This is a genomic window from Thiohalospira halophila DSM 15071, from assembly GCF_900112605.1.
In the GTDB taxonomy this organism is placed as follows: domain Bacteria; phylum Pseudomonadota; class Gammaproteobacteria; order Thiohalospirales; family Thiohalospiraceae; genus Thiohalospira; species Thiohalospira halophila.
The window spans coordinates 616,278-641,136 of record NZ_FOMJ01000001.1 but is presented as its reverse complement, the minus strand read 5'-3'; the positions used below and the strand labels follow the sequence as shown (position 1 = coordinate 641,136).

The window sequence follows — 24,859 nt, the reverse complement described above, 5'->3', positions numbered from 1 at the left end:
GACCGAACGTCATGGCCGAACCGAACCACGGCAGCGACGAGGGGATCCGGCCCAATATCGCCGGTTCCATCGCCCGCGCCTTCATCGATAACAAGCTCACCCTGCTGATCATCCTCTTCTCCTTCCTGGTGGGGATCTTCGCGCTGAACTTCACGCCGCGGGAGGAGAACCCGCAGATCGTGGTCCCGGCGGCCAACGTGGTCGTCTCCAAGCCGGGGGCCTCGCCGGAAGAGGTGGAGGAACTGGTGGTCAAGCCGCTGGAGTCCATCCTCCAGGGCATGCCGGGGATCGACGACACCTATGCGGTGGCGCGGGATTCCATGGGCGTGGTCACCGTCCGCTTCAACGTGGGCGAGGACAAGGAGGCGTCCCTGGTCAAGCTGTATGACCGGATCATGTCCAACATGGACCAGATGCCGCCGGGGACCAACGAGCCGGTGATCCAGCGGGTGGACGTGGACGACGTTCCCATCATGAAGGTCTCTCTGGCCTCCGAGGAGCGCAACGATCTGGAGCTGCGCCAGATCGGTCTGGATGCCATCGAGCACCTGCGCCGGGTGGAGGGGGCCTCGGCCTCCTACGTGCACGGCGGGCGTTCGCGCACCATCAACGTGGACCTCGACCTGGAGGCCATGCGCGAATACAACGTCACCCTGCTCAAGATCTCCCAGGTGCTGGAGGCGACCAACATCGACATCCCCTCCGGCCAGCTTACTCGGGACGGCACCACCTTCCCGGTGCGTGCCGGCGGCATGCTGGAGGATGCCGACGCGGTGGGCGATGTGGTGGTGGCGCTGGAGCGCCACCGTCCGGTCTTCCTCAAGGACGTCGCCACCGTGACCGACGGCGCCGGTGACCTGAACCACGTCACCCGTATCGGCTACGGCGCCGCCTACACCGGCGAGCGGCCGGAGAACCTGGAGATCCCGGCGGTGCGCATGGCCATCGCCAAGAAGCCGGAGGCCAACGCGGTCTTCGTCGCCGAGCGGGTGCTCCAGCGGCTGGACGAGATCCAGGGCAGCGTCATCCCGGAGGATGTCCGGGTGGACGTCACGCGCAACGACGGCGCCAAGGCCAACCAGGCGGTGAACTTCCTCATCGAGCACCTGGGCATCGCCATCGGCAGTGTGGTGGTCCTGCTCATCCTCTTCCTGGGCTGGCGGGCCGCCGGGATCGTGACCATCACCATCCCGCTCATCCTCTTCCTGACCCTGGCCATCGGCTACGCCATGGGCCAGACCATCAACCGGATCACGCTCTTCGCCCTCATCCTGGCGCTGGGGCTGCTGGTGGACGACTCCATCGTCGTCATCGAGAACATCTACCGCCACTACAGCGGCAAGGTGAAGGACTACCTGGAGACCGCCATCGACGCGGTGAACGAGATCGGCAAGCCCACCAACGTCGCCACCTTCACCGTGGCCCTGGCGCTGGTGCCGATGTTCTGGGTGACCGGCATGATGGGGCCGTACATGGCGCCCATCCCCTTCTTCGTGCCCACGGCGATGATCGTCTCCCTGGCCATCGCCTACACCGTGGCCCCCTACCTCGCCTACCGCTTCCTCAAGGCCGGGGGTGGCGGCCACGAGAGCATCGAGGAGCACAAGCGGGGGATCCTGGAGAAGCTCTACGCCGTGATCATGCGGCCCATCCTCCGCTCCATCTGGGCGCGCATCCTGTTCTTCCTCATCGTCATCGGCCTGATGGTGGGTGTCATGGCCATGCCGGCCTTCGACAAGGTGAAGTTCATGATGCTGCCCAAGAACAACACCAATACCTTCAACGTCACCATCGACATGCCGGAGGGCACCGCCCTGGAGCGGACCGACCGGGTGGCCCGGCGCGTGGGCGACGTCCTGCGCGAGCACCCGGAGGTGACCAGCTACGAGCCCACGGTGGGCATGTCCGGCGTGGTGGACTTCAACGGCCTGCTCCGGGGCAACAGCCTCAAGGAGGGCGAGCATGTCGGCGCGGTGCGGGTGAATCTCACCAACAAGCACCACCGCGACATCTCCTCCATCGAGATCGTGCGCAATCTGCGGCCCAAGCTCGACGCCATCGGCGAGCGCTTCGATGCCAACATCAAGCTGGTGGAGGACCCGCCGGGGCCGCCGGTGCGGGCGACCATCCTCGCCGAGGTCTACGGCCCCGACTACGACAAGGTCCGCGAGATCGCCCGGGAGCTGCGCACGGAGGTCTTCGAGAAGACCAACGACGTGGTGGACATCGACACCTCGGTGAGCGCCGATACCCGGGAGTACGATATCCGGGTGAACCGGGAGAAGGCGGCCCTGGCCGGGATCATGCCGGCGGAGGTGGCGCAGACCCTGCACGCCTTCCTGGACGGTCGTGACATCGGCACCATCCACATGGATACCGCCCAGGAGCCGGTGCCGATCCACGTCCAGATCCCCACCGAGGCGCGGGTGGACGTGGACGATCTCGAGGACATCTTCTTCACCAACGAGCAGGGCCGGCAGATCCCGCTCACCGAGATCGCGACCATCGAGGAGCAGCCGACGCCCAAGCCCATCCAGCACCGCAACCAGCGGCCGGTGGCCTACGTCACCGGGGAGCTGGGTTCCACCAGCCAGGTCTACGCCGTGCTGAAGATGTGGGACTACCTGCGCAACAACGCCCTGCCCAGCGGCGTGAAGCTCGACCAGTACTTCATGGCGGCGCCGGATACCACCGGCTACAGCATCCGCTGGGACGGGGAGATGCGCCTGACCCTGGACGTCTTCCGCGACCTGGGTTCGGCCTTTGCCGTGGCGATCATCCTCATCTACCTGGTGCTGGTGGGCTACTACGGCTCCTTCATGGTGCCGATCATCGTCATGGGGGCGATCCCGCTGACCATGGTCGGGGTCTTCCCGGGCCACTGGGCCATGGGGCAGCACTTCACCGCCACCTCCATGATCGGCGTCATCGCGCTGGCCGGGATCGTGGTGCGCAACTCCCTGTTGCTCATCGACTTCATCCTGGACAACCGGCGGGCCGGTGAGGGTCTGTTCGACGCCGTGCTCCATGCCGGCATCGCGCGGCTGCGGCCCATCATGCTCACCGCCCTGGCGCTCATCATCGCCACGTCGGTGATCCTGACGGACCCGGTCTTCGGCGGCCTGGCCATCTCGCTGATGTTCGGGGTCTTCGCCTCCACGGCGCTGACGCTGTTCGTCATCCCGCTGCTCTACTACCTGTACGAGCGGCACCTGCAGCGCAAGGCCGAGCGCCGCGGCGAGACGCCGGCGTAATCCGGTAACCGGCCGGTAGGTCGACGGGCCCGCTCCCCCGGGGGAGCGGGCCCGTTGCTTTGGGGCGATTGGGCAGCCGCCGGCACAGCCGGTATACTGGCCGAATCCACGCGAAAGTGGCGGAATGGTAGACGCGCTGGATTTAGGATCCAGTGGGCTTTGCCCGTGCGAGTTCGAGTCTCGCCTTTCGCACCAGCTTTCGGGGAAACCCCCACCCGTGGCCGGTTGTCACGGGAAGATCAATCGCGTTGAAATTGCAGAATCCGACAAGAGGAGTCGAGATGGACGTTTCCGTCGAATCCCCCGGTGGCCTGGAGCGACGGCTCACGGTCACCGTCCCCGAAGACCGGGTCACCACCCAGGTGGACCAGCGGCTGGAGCAGATGCGCAAGAATGCCCGGATCGACGGTTTCCGTCCCGGGAAGGTGCCGCTCTCGGTCATGCGCAAGCGCTACGGCTCCCAGGTCCGCGAGGAGGTGGTCGGCGAGGTGATCCAGTCCTCGCTGGTCGAGGCGCTGGGCCAGCAGGAGCTCAGCCCCGCCGGCACCCCCGAGGTGGAGGCGCCGCAGATCGGGGATGACGGCAAGCTGACCTTCACCGCCCGGTTCGAGGTCTACCCCGAGGTCACCGTGCCCGACGCCGCCTCCCTGGAGGTGGAGCGTCCGCAGGTCACCATCGAGGAGGCCGACGTGGATCGGACCCTCGACATGATCCGCGAGCAGCGCAAGGAGTGGGTCGAGAAGGACGGGCCCGCCGAGGAGGGCGACCGCGTCACCCTGGACTTCAAGGGCTACGTCGACGGGGAGGCCTTCGAGGGCGGCGAGGCCAGCGACTTCGCCGTGGAGATCGGCTCCGCGCGCATGCTCGAGGGCTTCGAGGATGGCCTGCGCGGCACCTCCGCCGGCGAGAGCCCGGAGCTGTCGGTGACCTTCCCCGAGGACTACCCGGCGGAGAACCTGGCCGCCAAGACGGCCCGTTTCGAGACCACGGTTAAGAAGGTGGAGACGCCCCAGCTGCCCGAGGTCACCGAGGAATTCGCCGCCTCCCTGGGCATGGACAGCGTCCAGGCGCTGCGTGACGAGGTCCGTTCCAACATGGAGCGCGAGCTCAACCAGCGCCTGCGCGAGCGTGTGAAGGACCAGGTGATGGAGCAGCTGTGGCAGAACCACGGCCTGGAACTTCCCCAGGGCCTGGTGGACCAGGAGGCGGACAACCTGGTGGAGCAGATGCGCCAGCAGATGCAGTCCCAGGGCGCTGCCGCCCAGGACGTGAACCTCGACCGTTCCATGTTCGACGAGCAGGCGCGGCGCCGGGTGGCGCTGGGCCTCATCCTGTCGAAGGTCGTGGAGGACGAGAGTCTCCAGGCCGATCGCGACGAGGTGCGCGAGAAGGTGGAAGAGATCGCGGCACCCTACGAGCAGCCGCAGCAGGTGATCGACTACTATTATGGGGATCGCCAGCGGCTGGCAGAGGTGGAATCCCTGGTGCTCGAGGGCAAGGTGGTGGAGTGGTTCGCCGAGCGGGCCCGGACCACCGACAAGCCCATGAGCTTCCAGGATCTGATGAATCCCGGCGCCGAAGAGGCAGAGGGGGAGAACGCATGAGCGAAGGCGAAGGACAGGGCATGGCCCCGGAGATCCAGAACTCCGGCCTCGTCCCCATGGTCGTGGAGCAGAGCGCCCGCGGGGAGCGTGCCTACGACATCTTCTCGCGCCTGCTCCGGGAACGGGTCATCTTCCTGACGGGGCCGGTGGAGGACCACATGGCCAACCTTATCGTGGCCCAGCTCCTCTACCTGGAATCCGAGAATCCCGACAAGGATATCCACCTCTACATCAACAGCCCCGGCGGCTCCGTGACCGCCGGGCTGTCGATCTACGACACCATGCAGTTCATCAAGCCGGACGTGGCCACCATGTGCGTGGGCCAGGCGGCGAGCATGGGGGCGCTCCTGCTCACCGCCGGCGCGGCGGGCAAGCGGTTCGCCCTGCCGCACTCGCGGATGATGATCCACCAGCCCCTGGGCGGCTTCCAGGGCCAGGCGTCGGACATCGAGATCCACGCCAACGAGATCCTCAAGGTCCGCGAGCGGCTCAACAAGATCATGACCCACCACACCGGTCAGGACGAGGAGAAGGTCGCCCGGGATACCGACCGCGACTTCTTCATGAGCGCCGAGGAATCGGTGGAGTACGGCCTGATCGACGAGGTCATGACCCATCGCGGGGCGGATGCCGGTGCCTGACATCCGCCGCGAAGTTCCGGTGCGCGGCACCCTCGAAACCAGGCACAGCGAGGTGGTTCAATGAGCGACGAAAAGCACGGCGGCGACGAGAAGCTGCTCTACTGTTCCTTCTGCGGCAAGAGCCAGCACGAAGTCCGCAAGCTCATCGCCGGTCCGTCCGTGTTCATCTGCGACGAGTGCGTGGATCTGTGCAACGAGATCATCCGCGAGGAGATCCAGGAGCAGGAGGCGAGCACCGGCCGGAACAAGCTGCCCACCCCGTCCGAGATCCACGGCACCCTGGGCGAGTACGTCATCGGCCAGGACACGGCCAAGAAGGCGCTCTCGGTGGCCGTCTACAACCACTACAAGCGGTTGGAGAGCGGCCAGCGCAAGGATGACGTGGAGCTGGCCAAGAGCAACATCCTGCTCATCGGGCCCACCGGTTCCGGCAAGACCCTGCTGGCCGAGACCCTGGCGCGGATGCTCAATGTCCCCTTCACCATCGCCGACGCCACCACGCTCACCGAGGCGGGCTACGTGGGCGAGGATGTGGAGAACATCATCCAGAAGCTGCTGCAGAAGTGCGACTACGACGTCGAGAAGGCGCAGAACGGCATCGTCTACATCGACGAGATCGACAAGATCTCCCGCAAGTCGGACAACCCCTCCATTACCCGGGACGTCTCCGGGGAGGGCGTGCAGCAGGCCCTGCTCAAGCTCATCGAGGGCACGGTGGCCTCGGTACCGCCCCAGGGCGGGCGCAAGCATCCCCAGCAGGAGTTCCTGCAGGTGGATACCAAGAACATCATGTTCATCGTCGGCGGCGCCTTCGCCGGCCTGGACAAGGTGGTCCGGGAGCGCACCGAGAAGGGCGGCATCGGCTTCGGCGCCGAGATCCGGTCCAGCGACGACAAGGTCTCGGAACAGGAGCTGATGCATACCGCCGAGCCCGAGGACCTGGTGAAGTTCGGTCTCATCCCCGAGTTCGTGGGCCGCGTCCCGGTGCTCGCCGTACTGGACGAGCTCGACGAGGATGCCCTCATCGAGATCCTTACCGAGCCCAAGAACGCCCTGACCAAGCAGTACGCCCGCCTGTTCGAGATGGAGGGGGTGGAGCTGGAGTTCCGGGAAGAGGCGCTGCGGGCCGTGGCGCGCAAGGCCATGGAACGCAAGACCGGCGCCCGGGGGCTGCGCTCCATCCTGGAGCACCACCTCCAGGAGACCATGTACGAGCTCCCCTCCATGGAGGGCGTGGCCAAGGTGGTCATCGACGAGGGCGTCATCACCGAAGAGACCCAGCCCATCTTCATCTACGAGGGTGGCGAGCAGCAGCAGGCTGCCACCGACCACTGACCCTCCGCTTGAAAGCCGCCGGTAGTGACCCCATAGTGTAGTCAGGTATTCGGGGTCCACCGGCGGACCCCCCTATTGCAAGAGGTATCCCATGGCATCCGAGGAATCCACTGCCCCCGTCGTGACCTCGGGTTCCGCGCCGCTTCTGCCGCTGCGGGACGTCGTCGTCTATCCCCACATGGTCATCCCGCTCTTCGTCGGGCGGACCAAGTCCATCGCCGCCCTGGAGAAGGCGCAGGAGGAGGAGACCCCCATCCTGCTGGCCGCCCAGAAGAGCGCGGAGACCGATGACCCGGGCACCGACGAGATCCACGAGATCGTCACCGTCGCCTCCATCCTGCAGCTCCTCAAGCTCCCCGACGGGACGGTGAAGGTGCTGGTGGAGGGGAGCCAGCGCGCCCGGATCCAGGAGTACGAGGCCACCGAGGACTACTTCCGCGCCCGCTATGCGGCCCTGGAGGCCGGCGAGGCGGACGAGCGCGAGGCCGAGGTGCTGACGCGCTCGGTGATCTCCCAGTTCGAGCAGTACGTGAAGCTCAACAAGAAGATCCCGCCGGAGATCCTCTCCTCCCTCTCCGGGATCGAGGACCCGGGCCGGCTGGCCGACACCGTCGCGGCCCACATGGCGCTGAAGATCGAGGAGAAGCAGAACCTCCTGGAGATCGCCAATCCGCGGGACCGGCTGGAGCACATCCTCGGCCTGCTGGAGACCGAGATCGACCTGCTGCAGGTGGAGAAGCGCATCCGCGGCCGCGTGAAGCGGCAGATGGAGAAGTCCCAGCGCGAGTACTACCTCAACGAGCAGATGAAGGCCATCCAGAAGGAGCTCGGAGAGCTCGAGGATGCGCCCAACGAGGTCGAGGAGCTCGAGCAGAAGATCGAGAAGGCCGGCATGCCCAAGGCGGCCTACGACAAGACGACCCAGGAGCTCAACAAGCTCAAGATGATGTCACCCATGTCCGCCGAGGCCACCGTGGTCCGCAACTACGTGGAGACCATGGTTTCGGTGCCGTGGAAGACCAAGACCCGGGTCCGCAACGATCTCAGCAAGGCCGAGGACGTTCTGGAGGCCGACCACTACGGCCTGGAAGAGGTGAAGGAGCGGATCCTGGAGTACCTGGCGGTGCAGAAGCGCGCCCGCAAGCTCAAGGGTCCCATCCTCTGCCTGGTGGGCCCGCCCGGGGTGGGCAAGACCTCCCTGGCGCGCTCCATCGCCCGGTCCACCAACCGCCGCTTCACCCGCATGAGCCTGGGTGGCGTCCGCGACGAGGCCGAGATCCGCGGCCACCGCCGGACCTACATCGGCTCCATGCCGGGCAAGCTCATGCAGAACATCATCAAGACGGAGAAGAAGAACCCGCTCTTCCTCCTGGACGAGATCGACAAGATGGCCATGGACTTCCGGGGCGACCCGGCCTCGGCGCTGCTGGAGGTCCTGGATCCGGAGCAGAACCACGAGTTCAACGACCACTACCTGGAGGTGGACTACGACCTCTCCGAGGTGATGTTCATCACCACCGCCAACACCATGAACATCCCCGGTCCCCTGCTGGACCGCATGGAGGTCATCCGGATCCCCGGCTACACCGAGGACGAGAAGGTCAACATCGCCAAGCGCTATCTGGTGCCGGGCCAGGTCAAGGCCAACGGCCTCAAGGAGGGTGAGCTTAAGGTCTCCGATGCCGCCCTGCGCGACGTGGTCCGTCACTACACCCGGGAGTCCGGCGTGCGGAACCTGGAGCGCGAGATCGCCAAGGTGGCGCGCAAGGTGGTCAAGGAGCTGGTCCTTGGCGAGAAGGGTCGGGCGAAGGTCAGCGTCAGCCCCAAGAACCTGGACAAGTACCTCGGCGTGCGCCGGTTCCGTTACGGCGTGGCCGGCGAGAGCGACCAGGTGGGCCGGGTCACCGGTCTGGCCTGGACCGAGGTGGGCGGCGAGCTGCTCACCATCGAGACCGCCGTGGTCCCCGGCAAGGGCAAGCACAAGGTTACCGGCCAGCTCGGCGACGTCATGAAGGAGTCCATCGACGCCGCCATGAGCGTGGTCCGCAGCCGCTCCGCGCGCCTGGGAATCCCGGCGGGCTTCTACGAGAAGCGCGACGTCCACATCCACGTGCCCGAGGGGGCCACACCCAAGGATGGTCCCAGCGCCGGCATCGGTATGTGCACCGCGCTGGTCTCCGCGCTGACGGAGATCCCGGTGCGCGCCGATGTGGCCATGACCGGTGAGATCACCCTGCGGGGCGAGGTGCTCCCCATCGGCGGGCTCAAGGAGAAGCTGCTGGCGGCCCACCGTGGTGGCTTGAAGACGGTGGTCATCCCCGAGGAGAACCGCAAGGACCTCGCGGATATCCCGAAGAACGTCAAGCAGGCCCTGGATATCCAGCCGGTGCGCTGGATCGACGAGGTCCTTACCCTGGCCCTGGAGCACATGCCGGAGCCGCGAGCCGAGGAGGACATGGAGCTGCTGGACGTCACCCCCGACGATGCGGAAGCCGAAGAGGCCCGGCGGCACCACTGATCGACTTCCCGCCCTGGGCGAGATGGCGCGCACGCGCCGTCTCGGGTTGATCCCGCTCTCCGGATGGCCCATAGTGGGTTCGTGCCGGGGCATCGCCTCTGGAGGGAAGTCTGGCGGTGGCCCGTGGGCCCGTGACGGGCTTCATTGACAGTCGTTTCGTGCCATTGATATAACCCCAGGCACCCATTTCGCTGCCGCCGGAGCTACGGACGGCGAGTTTTCAAGAACAAAGAGGGGAAGTCGCGTGAACAAGTCTGAACTCATCGACGCCATTGCCGAAGGGGCTGATCTTTCCAAGGCTGCGGCCGGTCGGGCGCTGGATGCGACGGTGGATGCCGTCACCGACGCGCTGAAGAAGAACGACCAGATCAGCATCGTCGGTTTCGGTACCTTCTCTGTGCGTGAGCGCGCCGCCCGTACCGGCCGTAACCCGCGTACCGGCGAAGAGATCAAGATCGCCGCCGCCAAGGTCCCTGCCTTCAAGCCCGGCAAGGCCCTCAAGGATGCGGTGAACTGAGTACACGCTCAGAGACGGGTGCTTAGCTCAGCTGGGAGAGCGTCGCCCTTACAAGGCGAATGTCGGGGGTTCGAGCCCCTCAGCACCCACCATTGAAGCTCGTGCGGCGGCGATCATCAGGTCGCTCCCGCGGTAGTCCGGGGACCGCAGGGTCCCCGCTGTCTGCCAGGAAAAGGGGCGTGCCTGCGGGTACGCCCCTTTCTCATGGATTCCCGATCGGACGGACCAACCATGCTCGACGCCATCCGTAGCCGGGCCCAGGGCTGGATCGCCTGGGTCATCGTCATACTGATCACCATCCCCTTCGCCCTCTGGGGTGTGCAGGAGTATACGGGTGGCGGCGGACCGCCTTCCGTGGCCGAGGTCGACGGTCAGTCCATCGCGCGGCAGGAGTTCCAGCGCGCCTTCTACCAGCGTCGCCAGCAACTGCAGGAGGTCCTCGGCGAGGACATGGCCGCAGCGGGCTTCGACGAGGCGACCATCCGTGAACAGGTACTCCAGGGCATGGTGGAGGAGCGTGTGCTCCTCGGTGCCCTCCGGGATGCCGGCTACACCATCGGCGATCGGGAGCTCGCCTCGCGGATCCGCGCCGTCCGCGCCTTCCAGGAGGGCGGCGACTTCTCCCGGGAGCGCTACGAGCAGGCGCTCTCCAGCCAGGGCATGCTGCCGGGGCAGTTCGAGGACCGGGTGCGCCAGGACCTCCTGGTCCAGCAGCTCCGGGCCGGTGTGGAGGAGACGGCCCTGGCTACTCCGCGGCAGGTGGATGACTACATCGCCCTCTGGCGGCAACGGCGAGAGGTGGGCTGGCTACGGGTGCCGCTGAGTGAGTTCGCCGACCCGGGGGCCGTTGCCCAAGAGGATATTCGGGCCCACTACGAGTCCCACGCGGAGCGATACCGGACTCCGGAACAGGTTCGAATCGCCTACGTCGAGCTCACCATGGACGATGTCGCCGAGGACATCGAGATCGACGAAGAGGCGTTGCGGGAGGAGTACGAGGCGCGCCAGGATGAGTTCGGCGAGCCGGAACGGCGCCGCGCCCGGCACATCCTCTTCACCGCCCAGGGCAGTGGTGACCAGGGCTGGGAAGAGGCGCGGGCGGAGGCCGAGGCGGTCCTGGAAGAGCTCGATGAGGGGAAGGAATTCGCCGATCTGGCCCGGGAGCACTCCGAGGATCGGGCGACCGCCAGCGAGGGCGGTGACCTGGGCTGGTTCACCCGGGATGATCTGGACCCGGCGGTTACCGATGCCGCCTTCGGCCTGGAGCGGGGAGAGGTGGCCGGCCCGGTGCGCTCGGAGTTCGGCTATCACCTGATCCGGCTGGAGGAGGTGGATGAGGCCGAGGTGCCGCCCTTCGCCGAGGTGCGCGACGAGCTGGCGCGCTCGCTCCGCCAGGGGCGGGCGGAGCGCCGGTTCGTGGAGGCCACCGAGGAGCTGGCGAACCTCGCCTATGAACACGCCGATACCCTGCAGCCGGCGGCCGACTCTCTGGGGCTGGAGATCCGCGAGACCGGGCCCTTCGGCCGTGAAAGCGCCGACGAGGGGCTGGCTAGTAAGGAGCCCGTGGTTCAGGCGGCCTTCGGAGGCGAGGTCCTGGAGGAACGCTACAACAGCCAGCTGCTGGAGCTCAGCGACGATCGCGTGGCGGTGCTCCGGGTCCGGGAGCACCAGCCGGCGCAGCGCCGTCCCCTGGAGGAGGTCAGCGACCGGATACGCGAGACCCTGGCTCGGGACCGCGCCGCGGAAGCGGCCGAAGAGCGGGCGACGGAACTCCGGGAGGAACTCGCATCCGGGGCCGAGCCGGAGGCACTTCCGGCCTGGCAGGGTCCGCGTCGGATCGGCCGCCGCGGGGATGGTGAGATCCCTGAAGCCGTTACCCGTTCCGCTTTCCGGATTGCCCGTCCCGGGGAGGGTGCCAGCTTCGAGACCACGACCCTGGGTGACGGAGACCGTGCGGTCATCGGTGTCTTCAGGGTGATTCCCGGGGATCCGGAAGGCCTCGAGGAAGGAGAACGCCAGCGCATCCAGCGGCAGCTCGTGGAGACCAATGCCCGGACCGAGTTCGCCGGGGTCGTAGGGTCCCTGCGTGAACAGGCCGACATCTCCATCAACCTCGAACGGGAGTAGGCCTTGAGCGCGATGGCACCGGTCTCTCCCCGTGCCATCCTGGCCAGCCTGGCCCTCGCGGTGGTCGCAGGACTGGCCCTGACGCCGGAGACACGCTGGCTGGGTCTTGCCCCCCATGCGGCCCTGGAGACCATCGGCGGCCTCTTCCTGGATGCCCTCTTCGTCCTGGTGGTGCCGCTGGTCTTCAGTGCCCTGGTCAGCGGGATCGCCGGCATCGGGACCGGCGATGGCCTCGGGCGCCTGGGGCTGCGCACGGTTGCCTACTATCTCGCCTCCGGCACCGTGGCGGTCTTCATTGCCCTCGGGGCGGTGAACCTGGTCCAGCCGGGGTTGAGCGGTGGTGCGCCGGTGGGGGACTCCCTGGGCCTGGATGCGGAGACCGCGCAAGTGGGGCAGTCCCTGCGGGCCGAAGGGGACGAGGCGTGGAGCCTCCTGGATCGGCTCATCCCCGAGAACATCTTCGCCGCGGCGTCCGAGGGGCAGCTCCTCGGCCTCATCGTCTTCGCCCTGGTCTTCGGCCTGGCCATTGGCCGCCTGGGGGAGGGGGCGGCAACCCTGCGCACCTTCTGGGACGAGTCCTTCGCCGTGATGATGCGGGTCACCGGCTGGGTCCTGCGCCTTACCCCCATCGGGGTCTTCGCCCTGGTGGCGATGACGGTGGCCGAGACGGGGGTGGAGGCCTTCGCCTCCCTGGCCGTCTTCTTCGCCACCGTGGTCGGTGCACTCCTCCTCCACGGCCTGGTCGTGCTTCCCCTGGCGCTGTGGTGGACCACCGGCGTGGACCCCCGCCGCCACCTGCGCAACCTGGCCCCGGTGCTGCTTACCGCCTTCTCCACCGCCTCCTCCTCGGGGACCCTGCCGCTGACCCTCAATCGCGTGGAGCAGGGGGCCGGTGTCTCCAATCGGACCTCCAGCGTCGTCCTCCCCCTGGGGGCGACGGTGAACATGGACGGCACGGCGCTCTACGAGTGCGCGGCGGTGCTCTTCATCGCCCAGGCCTACGGCCTGGACCTGGGGCTGGCCGAGCAGGCGCTGGTGGTGGTCATGGCGCTGGCGACCTCCATCGGGGTGGCCGGCGTGCCGGCGGCGAGCCTGGTGGCCATCACCCTCATCCTCACCAGCCTCGGCCTGCCCCTGGAAGGGGTCGGGCTGCTGCTGGCGGTGGACCGGCTGCTGGACATGACCCGGACGGCGGTGAACGTCTTCAGCGACGCCACCGGGGCGGTGATCCTGGCGCGATGGGAGGGCGAGCGCCCCTATTCGGATGGGAAGGCGCCGGCGGAGACCGGCGCCGGGGCCTGAATCAGCTGTAGTAGCCGTTCATGCCGAGGATGGAGAAGCCGCTGTCCACGTAGAGGACCTGGCCGGTCATCCCGGAGGCGAGGTCGGAGCCCAGGAAGGCGGCGGTGTTGCCCACCTCGTCGATGGTGACGTTCTTCCGCAGGGGGGCATTGGCCTCCACCTCTTCAAGCATGCGCTTGAAGTCGCTGATTCCGGCGGCCGCCAGGGTCCGGATGGGGCCGGCGGAGACGGCGTTGACCCGGATGCCGTCGGGACCCAGGGAGTCGGCCATGTAGCGGACGTTCGCCTCCAGGCTCGCCTTGGCCAGCCCCATGACGTTGTAGTTGGGCATGGCCCGCTCGGCGCCGAGATAGCTCAGGGTGATGAGGCTGCCGTTGCGACCCTCCATCATGGGCCGGGCCGCCTTGGCCAGGGCGGCGAAGCTGTAGGAGCTGATCTCGTGGGCGGTGCGGAAACCCTCACGGGTCACCGCGTCCAGGTAGTTGCCCTCCAGCTCGCTCTTGGGGGCGAAGGCGACGGCGTGGACGATGATGTCCAGGCCGTCCCAGTAGTTGTCCAGCTGCTTGAAGGCCGCCTCGATCTCCTCGTCCGAGGAGACATCCATGGGCATGGTGATCTCGGAATCGACCTGGCCGGCCAGGTCCTCGACCCGGGACTGGAGCTTGTCGTTCTGGTAGGTGAAGGCGAGTTCGGCGCCCTCGCGGTGCATCGCCTGGGCGATACCCCAGGCGATGGAACGATTACTGGCCAGGCCGACAATGAGCGCGCGCTTGCCGCTGAGAAAACCCATGCGTGTCCTCCTCGCAACGGGACGGTGAGATTGGTGTGTGATCAGGGCGCTACGGTAAGGCCTTTGGTGACCGGAAGCAACGCCGCTCCGGATGGTCGTCTGCTCCGGGGGCGGTCGGCACAAGTCCCGGAGACCAGGTACGCCGTGAAGACGTCCCTGTCGGCTCGACGGCAGCATCCCTGCTGCCGACGACCTGGTATCCGGGACTTGCACCGACCGCCAGGCCTTTTCGGGGAGGTAGGCGGCTGCACTGTAGAAAGTCCCCCGGGTGGTGCATGCGGCGGTCTGAGTTCGTATAGTGAGGGCGGCTGAACGGGAGGCCCCTTGAATCGACTCACGCTCATCACTGTTGCCGGTTTCGGCCTGACGGCGCTGCTGATCCTCCTGGCCATGTTCCAGGTGGACCGGCAGTGGCGGGAGCTCGCCGAGATCCGCGAGGCCGTGGAGGAGCAGCGGGACCGCATCGGCGATCTGCGCCGGGAGCTGGCGCGCCGACCCGCGGCCACCGGGGCCGCCGAGGGCCAGGAGCGGCCCACCGTGCCGCCGGCCTTCCAGCGCGCCCACGAGGCCAGCCAGGAGCCCGATTTCGCCCCCGGTGACTGGCGGGTTCATGCCCTGGGGCAGGGCCTGGATACCCTGACGCCCCTGGTTTCCACGGATGCCTACGCCAGCGAGATCCAGAATTACGTCCTGGAGTCGCTGCTGGTTCGCCACCCCGAGACCCTGGAGTGGCAGGGGCTGCTCGCCCGCGACTGGGAGGTGGCCGAGGACGGCCTGACCATCACCTTCGAGCTCCGTCGCGGTCTGCGCTTCTCCGATGGCGAGCCGCTCACCGCCGAGGATGTCGCCTTCAGCTACGACTTCATCATGGACGAGGACATCGCCGCCCCCCGTCAGCGCGCCTACTACCGGCGGGTTCAGGAGGTGGAGGCGGTGGACGAGCACACCGTGGTCTTCCGCTTCGCCGAGCCCTACTTCAAGGCCCTCTCCCTGGCCGGCGGGCTGCCGGTGCTGGCCGAGCACTACTACGGGCGTTTCCGGGAGGATCCCGAGGCCTTCAACAACTCCCGCAGCCGGCTCTTCGGCTCCGGTCCCTACCGCTTCCCGGCGGCAGGGGAGTGGACCCCGGACAGCGGCCGCGTGGAGCTGGAACGCAATCCCCGCTACTGGGGGCCGGTGGAGCCGTCCTTCCGCCGGCTGGTCTGGGAGGTCATCGAGAATGATTCGGCGCGGCTGACGACCTACCGCAACGGCGATATCGACCTCTACCAGGCCCGTCCCCGGGAGTTCGAGGATCTCCTTGAAGATCCGGCGCTCATGGAGCGCAGCGAGAGCCGGGCCTACATGAGCCCCACCGGGGGCTACTCCTACATCGCCTGGAACCAGCGGGAAGGGGCCGAGACCCCCTTCCATGACCCGCGGGTCCGAAGGGCCATGACCTTTCTCACCGACCGCGAGGCGCTCATCCAGGAGGTCCTGGCCGGCCATGCCGAGGTGGCGGTGAGCCCCTTCAATCCGCGCAGCCCCCAGCATGACGACGGCATCGAACCGCGCGGCCACGACCCCGAGCGGGCCCGGGCGCTGCTGGCCGAGGCCGGCTGGGAAGATCGCAACGGCGACGGCGTGCTGGAGGACGAGGCGGGGAACGACTTCTCCTTTGAACTCACCTACGTCCAGGCGAGCACGGATACCCAGCGAGTGGTGGAGTACCTGCGCGACGCCTGGGCCCGGGCCGGGGTGGAGATGGTGCCCAGGCCCACCGAGTGGTCGGTGATGCTGGAGGCCATCGACCAGGGCGATTACGATGCCATCACCCTGGGCTGGACCAGCGACATCGAGATCGACATCTACCAGATGTTCCACTCCTCCCAGATCGGGGAGGGGGACAACTACGTCGGCTACTCCAATCCGGAGCTGGATGCGGTCATCGAGCAGGCCCGGGCCACCGTGGAGGAGGGGTCGCGCATGGCGCTCTGGCATCGGGCCGAGCGCCACCTCTTCGAGGACCAGCCCTATACCTTCCTGTTCCGCCGGGAGACCCTGCTGTTGATGGATGATCGCTTCCGCAACGTGCAGCAGACCCGCCTGGGCCTCAACGCGGATGCCGTCCCGGTGGAGTGGTACGTCCCGGCGGCCGCGCAGCGCTACTGAGGAGCCGGGATGCACGCCTACATCCTGCGCCGGCTCCTGCTCATGGTCCCGACGCTCTTCGGCATCACCGTGGTGGTCTTCGGCATCATGGTCGCTGCCCCCGGCGGCGTCTCGCCGGAGACCCTGACCGCGGGCCAGAATCTCGATCCGGAGGCGCGCAAGGCGCTGGAGGCCTACTACAACCGGCGCTACGGCCTGGATGACCCGGCGCCGGTGCAGTACCTGCGCTGGCTCAACAGCATCTCGCCGGTGGGTTTTACCATCACCGCTGACGGCGGCCTGGGCGCCTTCTCCTGGACCAAGGGCATGGACCTGGGGGACAGCTTCCGCTACGGCCGGCCGGTGGCCGACCTCATCGCCGAGCGGCTCCCCATCACGCTGCTGCTCAATGCACTCTCCATCCCGCTGGTCTACCTGGTGGCGGTGACCATCGGACTGCAGGCGGCCCGGGAGCGGGGGAGTGCCTTCGACACCGGTTCCGGCCTGGCCCTGCTGGCGTTGTGGTCGGTCCCCACCATGCTGGCCGGGGTCCTCTTCATCGGCTTCTTCGCCAGCGACCAGTACTGGCAGTGGTTCCCCACTGCCGGCACCCTCTCCCGGGAGGGCGCGGCCATGACCTTTCTGCCCCACTGGGGCACCCTCCTGGATGCCCTCCGGGCGCTGGCCGGCGCCGGGCTGGGGGTGCTCGCCGGCCTTTGGGCAGCCCGCCTGGACCGGGCCTGGCGGACCGGTCTCGGCACCGCCGCCGGCCTGATCCTCGGGAGTGCCTGGGCGGCGGCGCTGCCCGATGGGGGTTGGCCCTCGATGGCCGGCCTGGCGGTGGCCCTGGCAGCGCTGCTGGGCGGGGCGGCCAGCGCCTCGGTGCCGGCGCTGCGGGGCGTGGCCCTGGGCGGGGCCGGGCTCCTGGCGGGGCTGCTGGTGGCCTCGGCCTTCATGGAGGACGCCTTCGTGCGCGGTTACCTGCTGGACCGGGCGTGGCACCTGGTGCTCCCGGTGCTCACCCTGAGCTACGGCGGTATCGCCTTCCTGGCCAAGCTCACCCGCTCCTCGGTGCTGGAGAACCTCCACAGCGACTACGCCCGCACCGCCCGGGCCAAGGGGCTGCCGGAGTCGGATGTCCTGTGGCGGCACGTCTTTCGCAACAGCCTGCTGCCGCTGGTAACGGTGGCGGCCACCCTGCTGCCGGCCCTGCTCTCCGGCTCGGTCATCGTGGAGAGCATCTTCTCCATCGAGGGCATGGGCAAGCTGGCCGTGGAGGCGGTCACCGGCCGGGACCGGGAGCTGGTCCTCTCCATCACCCTCATCAGCGGCCTGCTGACCCTGGCCGGCTACCTGCTGGCGGATCTCCTCTACGCCGTGGTGGACCCCCGGGTGAGCTATGACTGAAGGAGCGTGGCACGAGGGAGAGCGCGTGACGCCGGCCCGGGCCATCGCCCGCGCCGTTCTCGCCCGTCGGGGGGCGCGCCTGGGTCTGGCCTGGATTGCCGTGGTGGCGCTGCTGGCCGTCTTCGCCCCCTTCCTGGCCACCAGCCACCCCCTGCTGGTAGCCGGGGAGGGCGGCCTCGCCAGCCCGGTGCTGGACCATCTCGCCCCCGAGGACGGGGCGCTGCTCGGGGTCTTCCTCGCCGTGCTGGTGGGGTGGCGCCTCGCCTGTCGCCCCCGGGTGGCAATGGTGGCCGCCGCCAGCCTCTTTGCGGTGGCCCTCGTGGCCAGCCATACCCTGCTGGAACCGCCCCGCCTGGTCGCCCACGAGCAGCCGCGCCAGGCCGCGACGGCCGGGCAGTGGGACTGGGTGGTCTGGGCGCCGGTCCCCTGGAGTCCGGGCGACTACCTCCGCGACTACGGCCACACCGGCCTGGAGGCACCGCTGGAGGCGGCGCCGGAACGGATCCACTGGATGGGGACCGAGGCCGGCGGCTCCGATCTCCTCTCGGGGATGATCCACGCTACCCGGGTGGCGCTGGGGATCGGGCTGGTGGCCACCGGCATCGCCCTGGTCATCGGCGTGGTCATCGGCGGTTTCATGGGCTACTTCTCCGGCGTGGTGGATATCCTCGGCATGCGGGTGGTGGAGGTGGTGGAGGCAATCCCGACCCTCTTCCTGCTGCTCATCTTCGTCGCCTTCTTCGGCCGCGACCTCTACCTGATGATGGTCATCATCGGGCTCACCAGCTGGTCGGTCTACGCCCGCTACGTGCGGGCCGAGTTCCTCAAGCTGCGCCAGCAGGAGTACGTCCAGGCGGCGGTGGTCATGGGGCTGCCCCTGCGCTCCATCCTCTTCCGCCACATGCTCCCCAACGGCATGGCGCCGGTGCTGGTTACGGCGAGCTTCGGCGTGGCCTCGGCCATCCTGGCGGAGGCGACCCTGAGCTTCCTGGGGCTGGGGCCGGTGGATACCCCCACCTGGGGCCGGATGCTGGACCAGGCGGTGCAGTCGTCGACCTTCAACTGGTGGATGGCGCTCTTCCCGGGCGGGGCCATCTTCTGCACCGTCTTCGCCTACAACCTCCTGGGCGAGGCGCTGCGTGACGCCATGGACAGCGAGGCGAGCTGAATGCGGCTGACCGTCTCCAACCTGCGGGTGACCTTCCCCAACGCCGAGGAACCGGCGGTGGCCGGCGTCGACCTGGAGCTCGCCGGCGGCGAGACCCTCTGCCTGGTGGGGGAGTCGGGCTCCGGGAAGTCGGTGACCGCGCTCGCGCTCATGGGGCTTCTTCCCGGGCGGGCGCGGATGTCCGCCGGGGCCCTGACCCTGGAGCACGGCGGCGGGACCAGTGAACTGGCAGGCCTGGCCGCCGAGGCCCATCGCCGGCTGCGCGGCCGGCGCATGGCCATGATCTTCCAGGAGCCCATGACCTCCCTGAACCCGGTGATGACCGTGGGCGAGCAGGTCCGGGAGGTGCTGACCATCCACCAGCCGGCGCTCACCGCCGCCGAGGGCCGTGTCCGGGTGGAGGCGGTCTTCGCGCAGGTACGGCTGCCCGAGCCGCAGCAGCGCTACGACGAGTATCCCCACCGCCTCTCCGGCGGCCAGCGCCAGCGGGTGATGATCGCCATGGCGCTGGTGGCGGAGCCGGACCTGCTCATCGCCGATGAGCCCACCACGGCCCTGGATGTCACCGTCCAGGCCGAGATCCTGGAGTTGCTGCGCGACCTGCAGGCACGGACCGGGATGGGGCTGCTCTTCATTACCCACGACTTCGGCGTGGTGGCCGCCATCGCGGATCGGGTGGCGGTGATGCGCCGCGGGCAGGTGGTGGAGAGCGGGGCGCGGGCCGAGCTCCTGCAGCGACCGCAGCACGCCTACACCCGGGCCCTTCTGGATGCCCTGCCGGAGCGCCGGCCGCGGCCGGAAGGGCCGGGTCCCGGCTCCGAGGTCGCGCTGAAGGTGCGGGATCTCGCCGTCCACTTCCCGGTCCGGCGCGGGGTCCTGCGTCGGACGGTGGGCCACGTCCGTGCCGTGGACGGGGTGGACCTGACGGTACGCCGCGGGGGGATTACCGCCCTGGTGGGGGAGTCGGGCTCCGGCAAGTCCACCGTGGCCCGCGCCATCCTCCGCCTGGAGCGGCCCACGGCGGGCTCCGTCTGGTGGGAGGGTGAAGACCTGGCGCGGCTGGACGGAACGGAGCTTCGCCGGCGTCGTCGCCATCTCCAGGCGGTCTTCCAGGACCCCTATTCGGCGCTGAATCCGCGCCTGTCGGTGGCGACCATGCTCACCGAGCCCATGGCGGTCCACGGCCTGGGGCGTGACGTGGCCGACCGGCTGGACCGGGCGCGCCGGCTGCTGGAGCTGGTGGACCTGCCGGCAGACAGCCTGGATCGGTACGCCCACGCCTTCTCCGGCGGTCAGCGTCAGCGCCTGGGAATCGCCCGGGCCCTGGCGCTGGAGCCGCGCTTCCTGGTCTGTGACGAGATCACCTCCGCCCTGGATGTCTCGGTGCAGGCGGGGATCCTGGATCTGCTGTTGCGCCTGCGGGCGGAGGAGGGGCTCTCGCTGCTCTTCATCACCCACGACCTGGGGGTTGTCGGCTATCTCGCCGACGAGGTGGCGGTGATGGAGGCGGGTCGGATCGTGGAGTACGGGACCACCGATCAGGTTCTGCACTCACCCCGGGAGACCTACACGCAACGGCTGGTAGCGGCGGTTCCCCGCATGGGGGACGGCAGGGAGTCCGAGTAGTCGTCAGGAGTTGTTCGACTGCTCGGTAACGTCCACGTAGAGGGTCAGCACCTGCCCGGGCTGGAGATATTCCCCCCGGCTGATGTTGTTCCACTGGCGGAGCTGCTCCACGGAGACATTGAAGCGCTGGGAGATCCGGGCGAGGTTGTCGCCCCGGCGGACGGTATAGCCGAGCTGACGCTGGGTGTTGTGGCTGTGGGGCGCGCGGAAGTCCCGCGGGGCCGCCGCGGCATCGGCGTTGCGCGACCAGACCACCAGCCGCTGCCCCGCGCGCAGCGGGTCTCCCGGCGCCATGGCATTCCAGCTGGCCAGTTCGCGCACGCCGACGTCGTGGCGCTGGGCGATGGTCCAGAAGCTGTCCCCCCGCTGGACCCGGATGGTGACCTTGCGGCCCTCCCGGGTCCGGTTCTGGATGGCGCGGGTGCGCGCCTCCTCCGTCAGGGTGTAGGCCTCGTCGTCATGGATGGCGACGGGGATCATGAGGTGGTCGCCGGCGCGGATGGTGGAGCCGCGGACGTTGTTGACCGCCCTGATCCGGTCCACCGTGGTGCCGTAGGAGCGGGCGATGGAGCGCAGGCTCTCCCCGGATTCGATGCGGTGGCGCTCCCAGCCGGTGCGGGCCGAGTCCGGGAGTGCGGCCAGCGCGGTGTGGAAGGGGGCCACCCGGTCCACCGGCAGGAGCAGGTGGTGGGGGCCGTCGGGGCTGGTGGCCCAGCGGTTGAAGCCGGGGTTGAGCCGGTAGAGTTCGTCCACGCTGAGATCGGCCAGGTCGGCGGCCAGGGCCAGGTCGATCTGGCCGTCGACGGTGACGCGGGCCAGCTGCGGCTCGTCGGGGATGGTCGGGAGTTCGAGGCCCAGCGCCCCGGGCTTGCGGACCACGTCGGCGATGGCCAGGAGCTTGGGGACGTAGCCCCGTGTCTCCTTGGGCAGCCACGGGCGAGCCCCCCAGTAGGTCTCCGGTTCGCCGGCGCGCCGGGCGGCCGCCAGGGCACGGCGGACATTGCCCGGGCCGGCATTGTAGGCGGCCAGCGCCAGGAGCCAGTCGTCGAACTGGCCGTGGAGGTCATCGAGGTAGCGGCCCGCCGCATCCGTTGCCGCATGGATGTCCCGACGGCCGTCGTACCACCAGTTCTGCTCGATGCCGTAGAGGCGGGCCGTACCGGGGATGAACTGCCACAGCCCCGAGGCGCGGCCATGGGAATAGGCGAAGGGGTGATAGGCCGACTCGATGATCGGCAGCAGGGCCAGTTCGGCAGGCTGGTCCTGAAGGGCGGTATGTTCCAGGACGTAATGGAGGTAACGGCCGGCCCGCTCACCGACTCGCTGCACGTAGGCGGGGTTCCGTGCGTACCACTCCCGGTAGGGCTCGATGGCGGGGTGATCGACATCGGAGAAGGCCAGGCCTTTACGGACGCGGTCCCAGATGTCCCGGTCGGGCGACGGCTCGACCTCCGCCACGTCCGGGACATCCCCTGCTGCGGGCAGCGGGGACAGTTCTGCGCGCTCTGGCTCCATACCGGCACAGCCGGTGAGCAGTAGGGCCAGCAGGGCCAAGAGCCAGTAGGAATGCGCGTGAAACCTTGTCATGGGCCCGGCATATTAGAGAGGGCGGCGGGGCCGGTCAACGCACAGGGCCCCGTGTGCAGCGGATCGGGGCTAATCCAGGCTGTCCTTCCAGGCCCGCACGATGCCGAAGACGGCCGCGGCATCCGTGAGGTCGCGATTGGCCCAGCGGTTGGCGGCGGCGATGACCGACGGCTCCCGGCAGCGGAGGAAGGGGTTGGTTGCCCGCTCCTCTCCCAGGGTGCCGGGGACCGTGGGTTCGCCCCGCTCCCGGGCGGCGCGGGCCGTCTCCAGTCGCCGGGCCAGCGCGGCGTTCTCCGGCTCCACCCGGCGGGCGAAGTCGAGGTTCTCCAGGGTGTATTCGTGGGCGCAGTAGACCTCGCAGGCGTCGGGGAGGTCGTTGAAGCGCTCCAGGGAGGCGAACATCTGGTCATTGGTCCCCTCAAAGACCGCACCGCAACCCCCGGTGAAGAGGACGTCCCCGCAGAAGAGGCGTTCGCCGTCGGTGTAGGCGATGTGGTCCAGGGTGTGGCCCGGGACCTCACGGACCTCCAGCGGCGCCGGTAGCCCGGCTACCGTTACCCGGTCGCCGTCCGCCACCGGGTGGGTGCGGCCGGGGATCCGGCCGTGGGCCGGGCCGTGGACGGGGATGTCTCGGTCGGCGAGGAGGTCGCGGACCCCACCCACATGGTCGCCGTGGTGGTGGGTGATGAGGATGGCGTCCAGGGTCAGCCCCTGGTCGGCCAGCCAGGCGCGCACCGGCACTGCATCCCCGGGGTCGACCACGGTAGCGCGGCTGGTGGCGGTATCCACCAGGCCCCAGATGTAGTTGTCCTTGAAGGCGGGAATGGTGTCGATTCGGATCATGGAGCGCATGATTCCACCGGCCGGGTGGGCGGTCAAACCGGTGCCTGGCGACCCCGGCCGGCGGTGCGTATCATCGACCCATGGAGATGACGCCCTCGGAGCGCTACCGCCAACTGGCGGCCTGGTTCCGCCAGCCCACCGGCCGGGCGCTGGCGGCGCGCGAAAAGGCGTGGCTGGATGCCGTACTGCCCGATCTCTTCGGCTACTACCTGCTGGAGGTCGGGGGGACGGAGCGGGGGGATCTCGCCGCCGCCAGCCGGGTCCTCCACCCCTTTCGCATGACGCCGGCGCCGGGCACGGACCCCGGGCCGGCGGTGCCCTCCCTGTGCGCCGAGGCCGATGCCCTGCCGGTGGCGTCGCGGACGGTGGACGTGGTGCTGCTGGAGCATGTCCTGGAGTTCGCCGCCGAACCCCACGCGGTCCTGCGCGAGGTGGAGCGGGTCCTGATGCCGGAGGGCCACCTGGTCCTGCTCGCCTTCAACAGCCGCAGCCCCTGGCAGCTGGCGCGGCCGGGGAGGCGAGGGCGGGCTCCGTGGGGCGGGCGCTTCTACAGCGGCCGCCGCCTGCGGGACTGGCTGGCCCTGCTGGGGTTCGACCTGGTCCTCCAGCGGAGCCTGATGTTCCGGCCGCCCCTGCCCAGCCAGCGTCTTCAGGAGCGCCTGGCGCCGCTGGAAGGGCTGGCCGAGCGCTGGTCGCTGCCCGGGGGCGCGGTCCATCTGCTGGTAGCGCGCAAGCGGGTCTTCTCCATGACGCCGGTGCGACCGCGGTGGCGACCGCGACGCGCCACGGGGGCCGCCGTTCCGGCGGCCGGCCAGCATTACGAGGAGTGAACGTGTCCGATACCGTGGAAATCTTTACCGACGGCGCCTGCCGCGGCAATCCGGGCCCGGGCGGCTGGGGTGCCCTGCTGCGCAAGGGTGAGCACGAGCGGGAGCTCTCCGGCTCCGAGAAGGGGACCACCAACAATCGCATGGAGCTGCTGGCGGTGATCCGCGCCCTGGAGGCGCTGGATCGGCCCTGTCAGGTGACGGTGGTGACCGACTCGCAGTACGTGCAGAAGGGGATCAGCGAGTGGCTCCCCGGCTGGAAGCGCCGCGGCTGGAAGACCGCGGCCGGCAAGCCGGTGAAGAACCAGGACCTCTGGCAGGCGCTGGATGCCGCTGCCGGCCGCCACACCGTGAAGTGGGAATGGGTGCGGGGCCACAACGGCCATGCCGAGAACGAGCGCGCCGATGCCCTGGCCAATCAGGCCATCGACGCCATGCAGCAGGGAGGGTAACTCCATGACCCGCCAGGTCGTCCTCGACACCGAGACCACCGGCATGGAGGCGGACAAGGGCCACCGCATCATCGAGGTGGGGGCCGTGGAGGTGGACCGCCGCCGCTACACCGGCCGCCAGTTCCACTACTATCTCAATCCCGATCGCGAGGTGGATGCCGGCGCCTACGAGGTCCACGGGCTGGGCTCCGAGTTCCTGGCGGACAAGCCCCGCTTCGAGGCGATCGCCGCCGAACTCCTGGACTTCCTGCGCGGGGCGGAACTGATCATCCACAACGCCCCCTTCGACGTCGGTTTCCTGGATGCCGAGTTCGCCCGGCTGGGGCCGGAGTGGGGCCGGGTCACCGACCACGCCGCCATCTTCGACACCCTGCCCTACGCCCGGCAGCGGCACCCCGGTCAGCGCAACAGCCTGGACGCCCTGTGCGGGCGCTACGGCATCGACAACAGCAATCGCGACCTTCACGGCGCCCTGCTGGACGCCGAGATCCTCGCCGACGTCTACCTCGCCATGACCGGCGGCCAGACGGCCCTCTCCCTGGGGGAGTCGGCCGAGGAGGGGGGCGAGGCGGCGAACGCCATCCGGCGGCTGCCGGCGGATCGGCCGGCGCTGCCGGGGATCGCGGTCTCGACGGAGGAGCGCAGTGCCCATACCGAACGGCTGGCGGCCCTGGAGGCCGCCGCCGGCAGCCGTCCCCCCTGGCCCGGGGAGGAGCCCGCCGGCTGAACGG

18 protein-coding genes and 2 tRNA genes are annotated in these 24,859 nt (G+C 68.8%); 17 read left to right on the top strand and 3 right to left on the bottom strand.

What is annotated here, in order from left to right; genetic code table 11:
• Positions 1 to 11: 11 nt before the first annotated feature.
• The 10 genes from BM272_RS03125 to BM272_RS03080 all read left to right on the top strand — a co-directional run bounded on the left by BM272_RS03125 (position 12) and on the right by BM272_RS03080 (position 13,298).
• Positions 12 to 3,254, top strand: a complete 3,243-nt coding sequence (locus BM272_RS03125) for an efflux RND transporter permease subunit (protein WP_093427267.1) — start codon at positions 12 to 14, stop codon at positions 3,252 to 3,254.
• 110 nt (positions 3,255 to 3,364) lie between these two features.
• A tRNA-Leu gene (locus tag BM272_RS03120) sits at positions 3,365 to 3,449 on the top strand.
• Between the two features lie 86 nt (positions 3,450 to 3,535).
• Entirely contained in the window at positions 3,536 to 4,858 is a 1,323-nt protein-coding gene (gene tig / locus BM272_RS03115; RefSeq protein ID WP_093427266.1) for a trigger factor, read from the top strand.
• Entirely contained in the window at positions 4,855 to 5,499 is a 645-nt protein-coding gene (gene clpP / locus BM272_RS03110) for an ATP-dependent Clp endopeptidase proteolytic subunit ClpP (RefSeq protein ID WP_205407732.1), read from the top strand. Before tig ends, clpP begins: the two co-directional genes overlap by 4 nt.
• Before the next feature lie 60 nt (positions 5,500 to 5,559).
• Positions 5,560 to 6,834, top strand: coding sequence for an ATP-dependent Clp protease ATP-binding subunit ClpX (gene clpX / locus BM272_RS03105; RefSeq protein ID WP_093427265.1), 1,275 nt, complete (start codon positions 5,560 to 5,562; stop codon positions 6,832 to 6,834).
• 91 nt (positions 6,835 to 6,925) lie between these two features.
• On the top strand, positions 6,926 to 9,352 hold the full coding sequence (gene lon, locus BM272_RS03100; RefSeq protein WP_093427264.1) for an endopeptidase La: 2,427 nt from the start codon (positions 6,926 to 6,928) through the stop codon (positions 9,350 to 9,352).
• A 244-nt stretch (positions 9,353 to 9,596) separates the two neighbouring features.
• Positions 9,597 to 9,869: an HU family DNA-binding protein gene (locus tag BM272_RS03095; RefSeq protein WP_093427263.1), complete on the top strand. Its 273-nt coding sequence runs from the start codon at positions 9,597 to 9,599 to the stop codon at positions 9,867 to 9,869.
• Positions 9,870 to 9,885: 16 nt separating this feature from the next.
• Positions 9,886 to 9,961 (top strand) — tRNA-Val (locus BM272_RS03090).
• A 139-nt stretch (positions 9,962 to 10,100) separates the two neighbouring features.
• Complete coding sequence (locus tag BM272_RS03085; protein WP_159433007.1) at positions 10,101 to 11,996, top strand: SurA N-terminal domain-containing protein; 1,896 nt, start codon at positions 10,101 to 10,103, stop codon at positions 11,994 to 11,996.
• A 12-nt stretch (positions 11,997 to 12,008) separates the two neighbouring features.
• Positions 12,009 to 13,298 (top strand): dicarboxylate/amino acid:cation symporter, encoded by a 1,290-nt coding sequence (locus BM272_RS03080; protein ID WP_093427261.1) that lies wholly within the window; start codon positions 12,009 to 12,011, stop codon positions 13,296 to 13,298.
• Position 13,299: 1 nt separating this feature from the next.
• On the opposite strand, the gene BM272_RS03075 is transcribed toward BM272_RS03080, so the two are convergent.
• The gene (locus tag BM272_RS03075; RefSeq protein ID WP_093427260.1) at positions 13,300 to 14,088 is read right to left on the bottom strand and encodes an enoyl-ACP reductase FabI; all 789 of its coding nucleotides are present in this window, start codon (positions 14,086 to 14,088) and stop codon (positions 13,300 to 13,302) included.
• A 390-nt stretch (positions 14,089 to 14,478) separates the two neighbouring features.
• Between BM272_RS03075 and BM272_RS03070 the strand changes: the two genes are divergently transcribed.
• The 4 genes from BM272_RS03070 to BM272_RS03055 are packed head-to-tail and all read left to right on the top strand — an operon-like array spanning position 14,479 to position 20,419.
• Complete coding sequence (locus tag BM272_RS03070; protein WP_093427455.1) at positions 14,479 to 16,239, top strand: peptide-binding protein; 1,761 nt, start codon at positions 14,479 to 14,481, stop codon at positions 16,237 to 16,239.
• A gap of 9 nt (positions 16,240 to 16,248) precedes the next feature.
• Positions 16,249 to 17,625: an ABC transporter permease gene (locus BM272_RS03065; RefSeq protein ID WP_093427259.1), complete on the top strand. Its 1,377-nt coding sequence runs from the start codon at positions 16,249 to 16,251 to the stop codon at positions 17,623 to 17,625.
• Complete coding sequence (locus BM272_RS03060; RefSeq protein WP_093427258.1) at positions 17,618 to 18,793, top strand: ABC transporter permease; 1,176 nt, start codon at positions 17,618 to 17,620, stop codon at positions 18,791 to 18,793. The genes BM272_RS03065 and BM272_RS03060 overlap by 8 nt, the downstream gene beginning before the upstream one ends.
• Entirely contained in the window at positions 18,794 to 20,419 is a 1,626-nt protein-coding gene (locus tag BM272_RS03055) for an ABC transporter ATP-binding protein (RefSeq protein WP_093427257.1), read from the top strand. It begins immediately after the preceding gene.
• Between the two features lie 3 nt (positions 20,420 to 20,422).
• Here BM272_RS03055 and BM272_RS14160 read toward each other — a convergent pair whose 3' ends face one another.
• Positions 20,423 to 21,877, bottom strand: a complete 1,455-nt coding sequence (locus BM272_RS14160; protein ID WP_275886923.1) for a LysM peptidoglycan-binding domain-containing protein — start codon at positions 21,875 to 21,877, stop codon at positions 20,423 to 20,425.
• A gap of 198 nt (positions 21,878 to 22,075) precedes the next feature.
• Positions 22,076 to 22,849 (bottom strand): hydroxyacylglutathione hydrolase, encoded by a 774-nt coding sequence (gloB, locus tag BM272_RS03045; RefSeq protein WP_093427454.1) that lies wholly within the window; start codon positions 22,847 to 22,849, stop codon positions 22,076 to 22,078.
• A gap of 80 nt (positions 22,850 to 22,929) precedes the next feature.
• Here gloB and BM272_RS03040 point away from each other — a divergent pair, with 80 nt between their 5' ends.
• The 3 genes from BM272_RS03040 to dnaQ are packed head-to-tail and all read left to right on the top strand — an operon-like array spanning position 22,930 to position 24,855.
• Positions 22,930 to 23,679, top strand: a complete 750-nt coding sequence (locus BM272_RS03040; protein ID WP_093427255.1) for a class I SAM-dependent methyltransferase — start codon at positions 22,930 to 22,932, stop codon at positions 23,677 to 23,679.
• 2 nt (positions 23,680 to 23,681) lie between these two features.
• A complete protein-coding gene (gene rnhA, locus BM272_RS03035) occupies positions 23,682 to 24,128 on the top strand; it encodes a ribonuclease HI (protein ID WP_093427254.1) in 447 nt (148 codons plus the stop codon).
• 4 nt (positions 24,129 to 24,132) lie between these two features.
• Entirely contained in the window at positions 24,133 to 24,855 is a 723-nt protein-coding gene (gene dnaQ, locus BM272_RS03030) for a DNA polymerase III subunit epsilon (RefSeq protein WP_093427253.1), read from the top strand.
• Positions 24,856 to 24,859 lie beyond the last annotated feature (4 nt).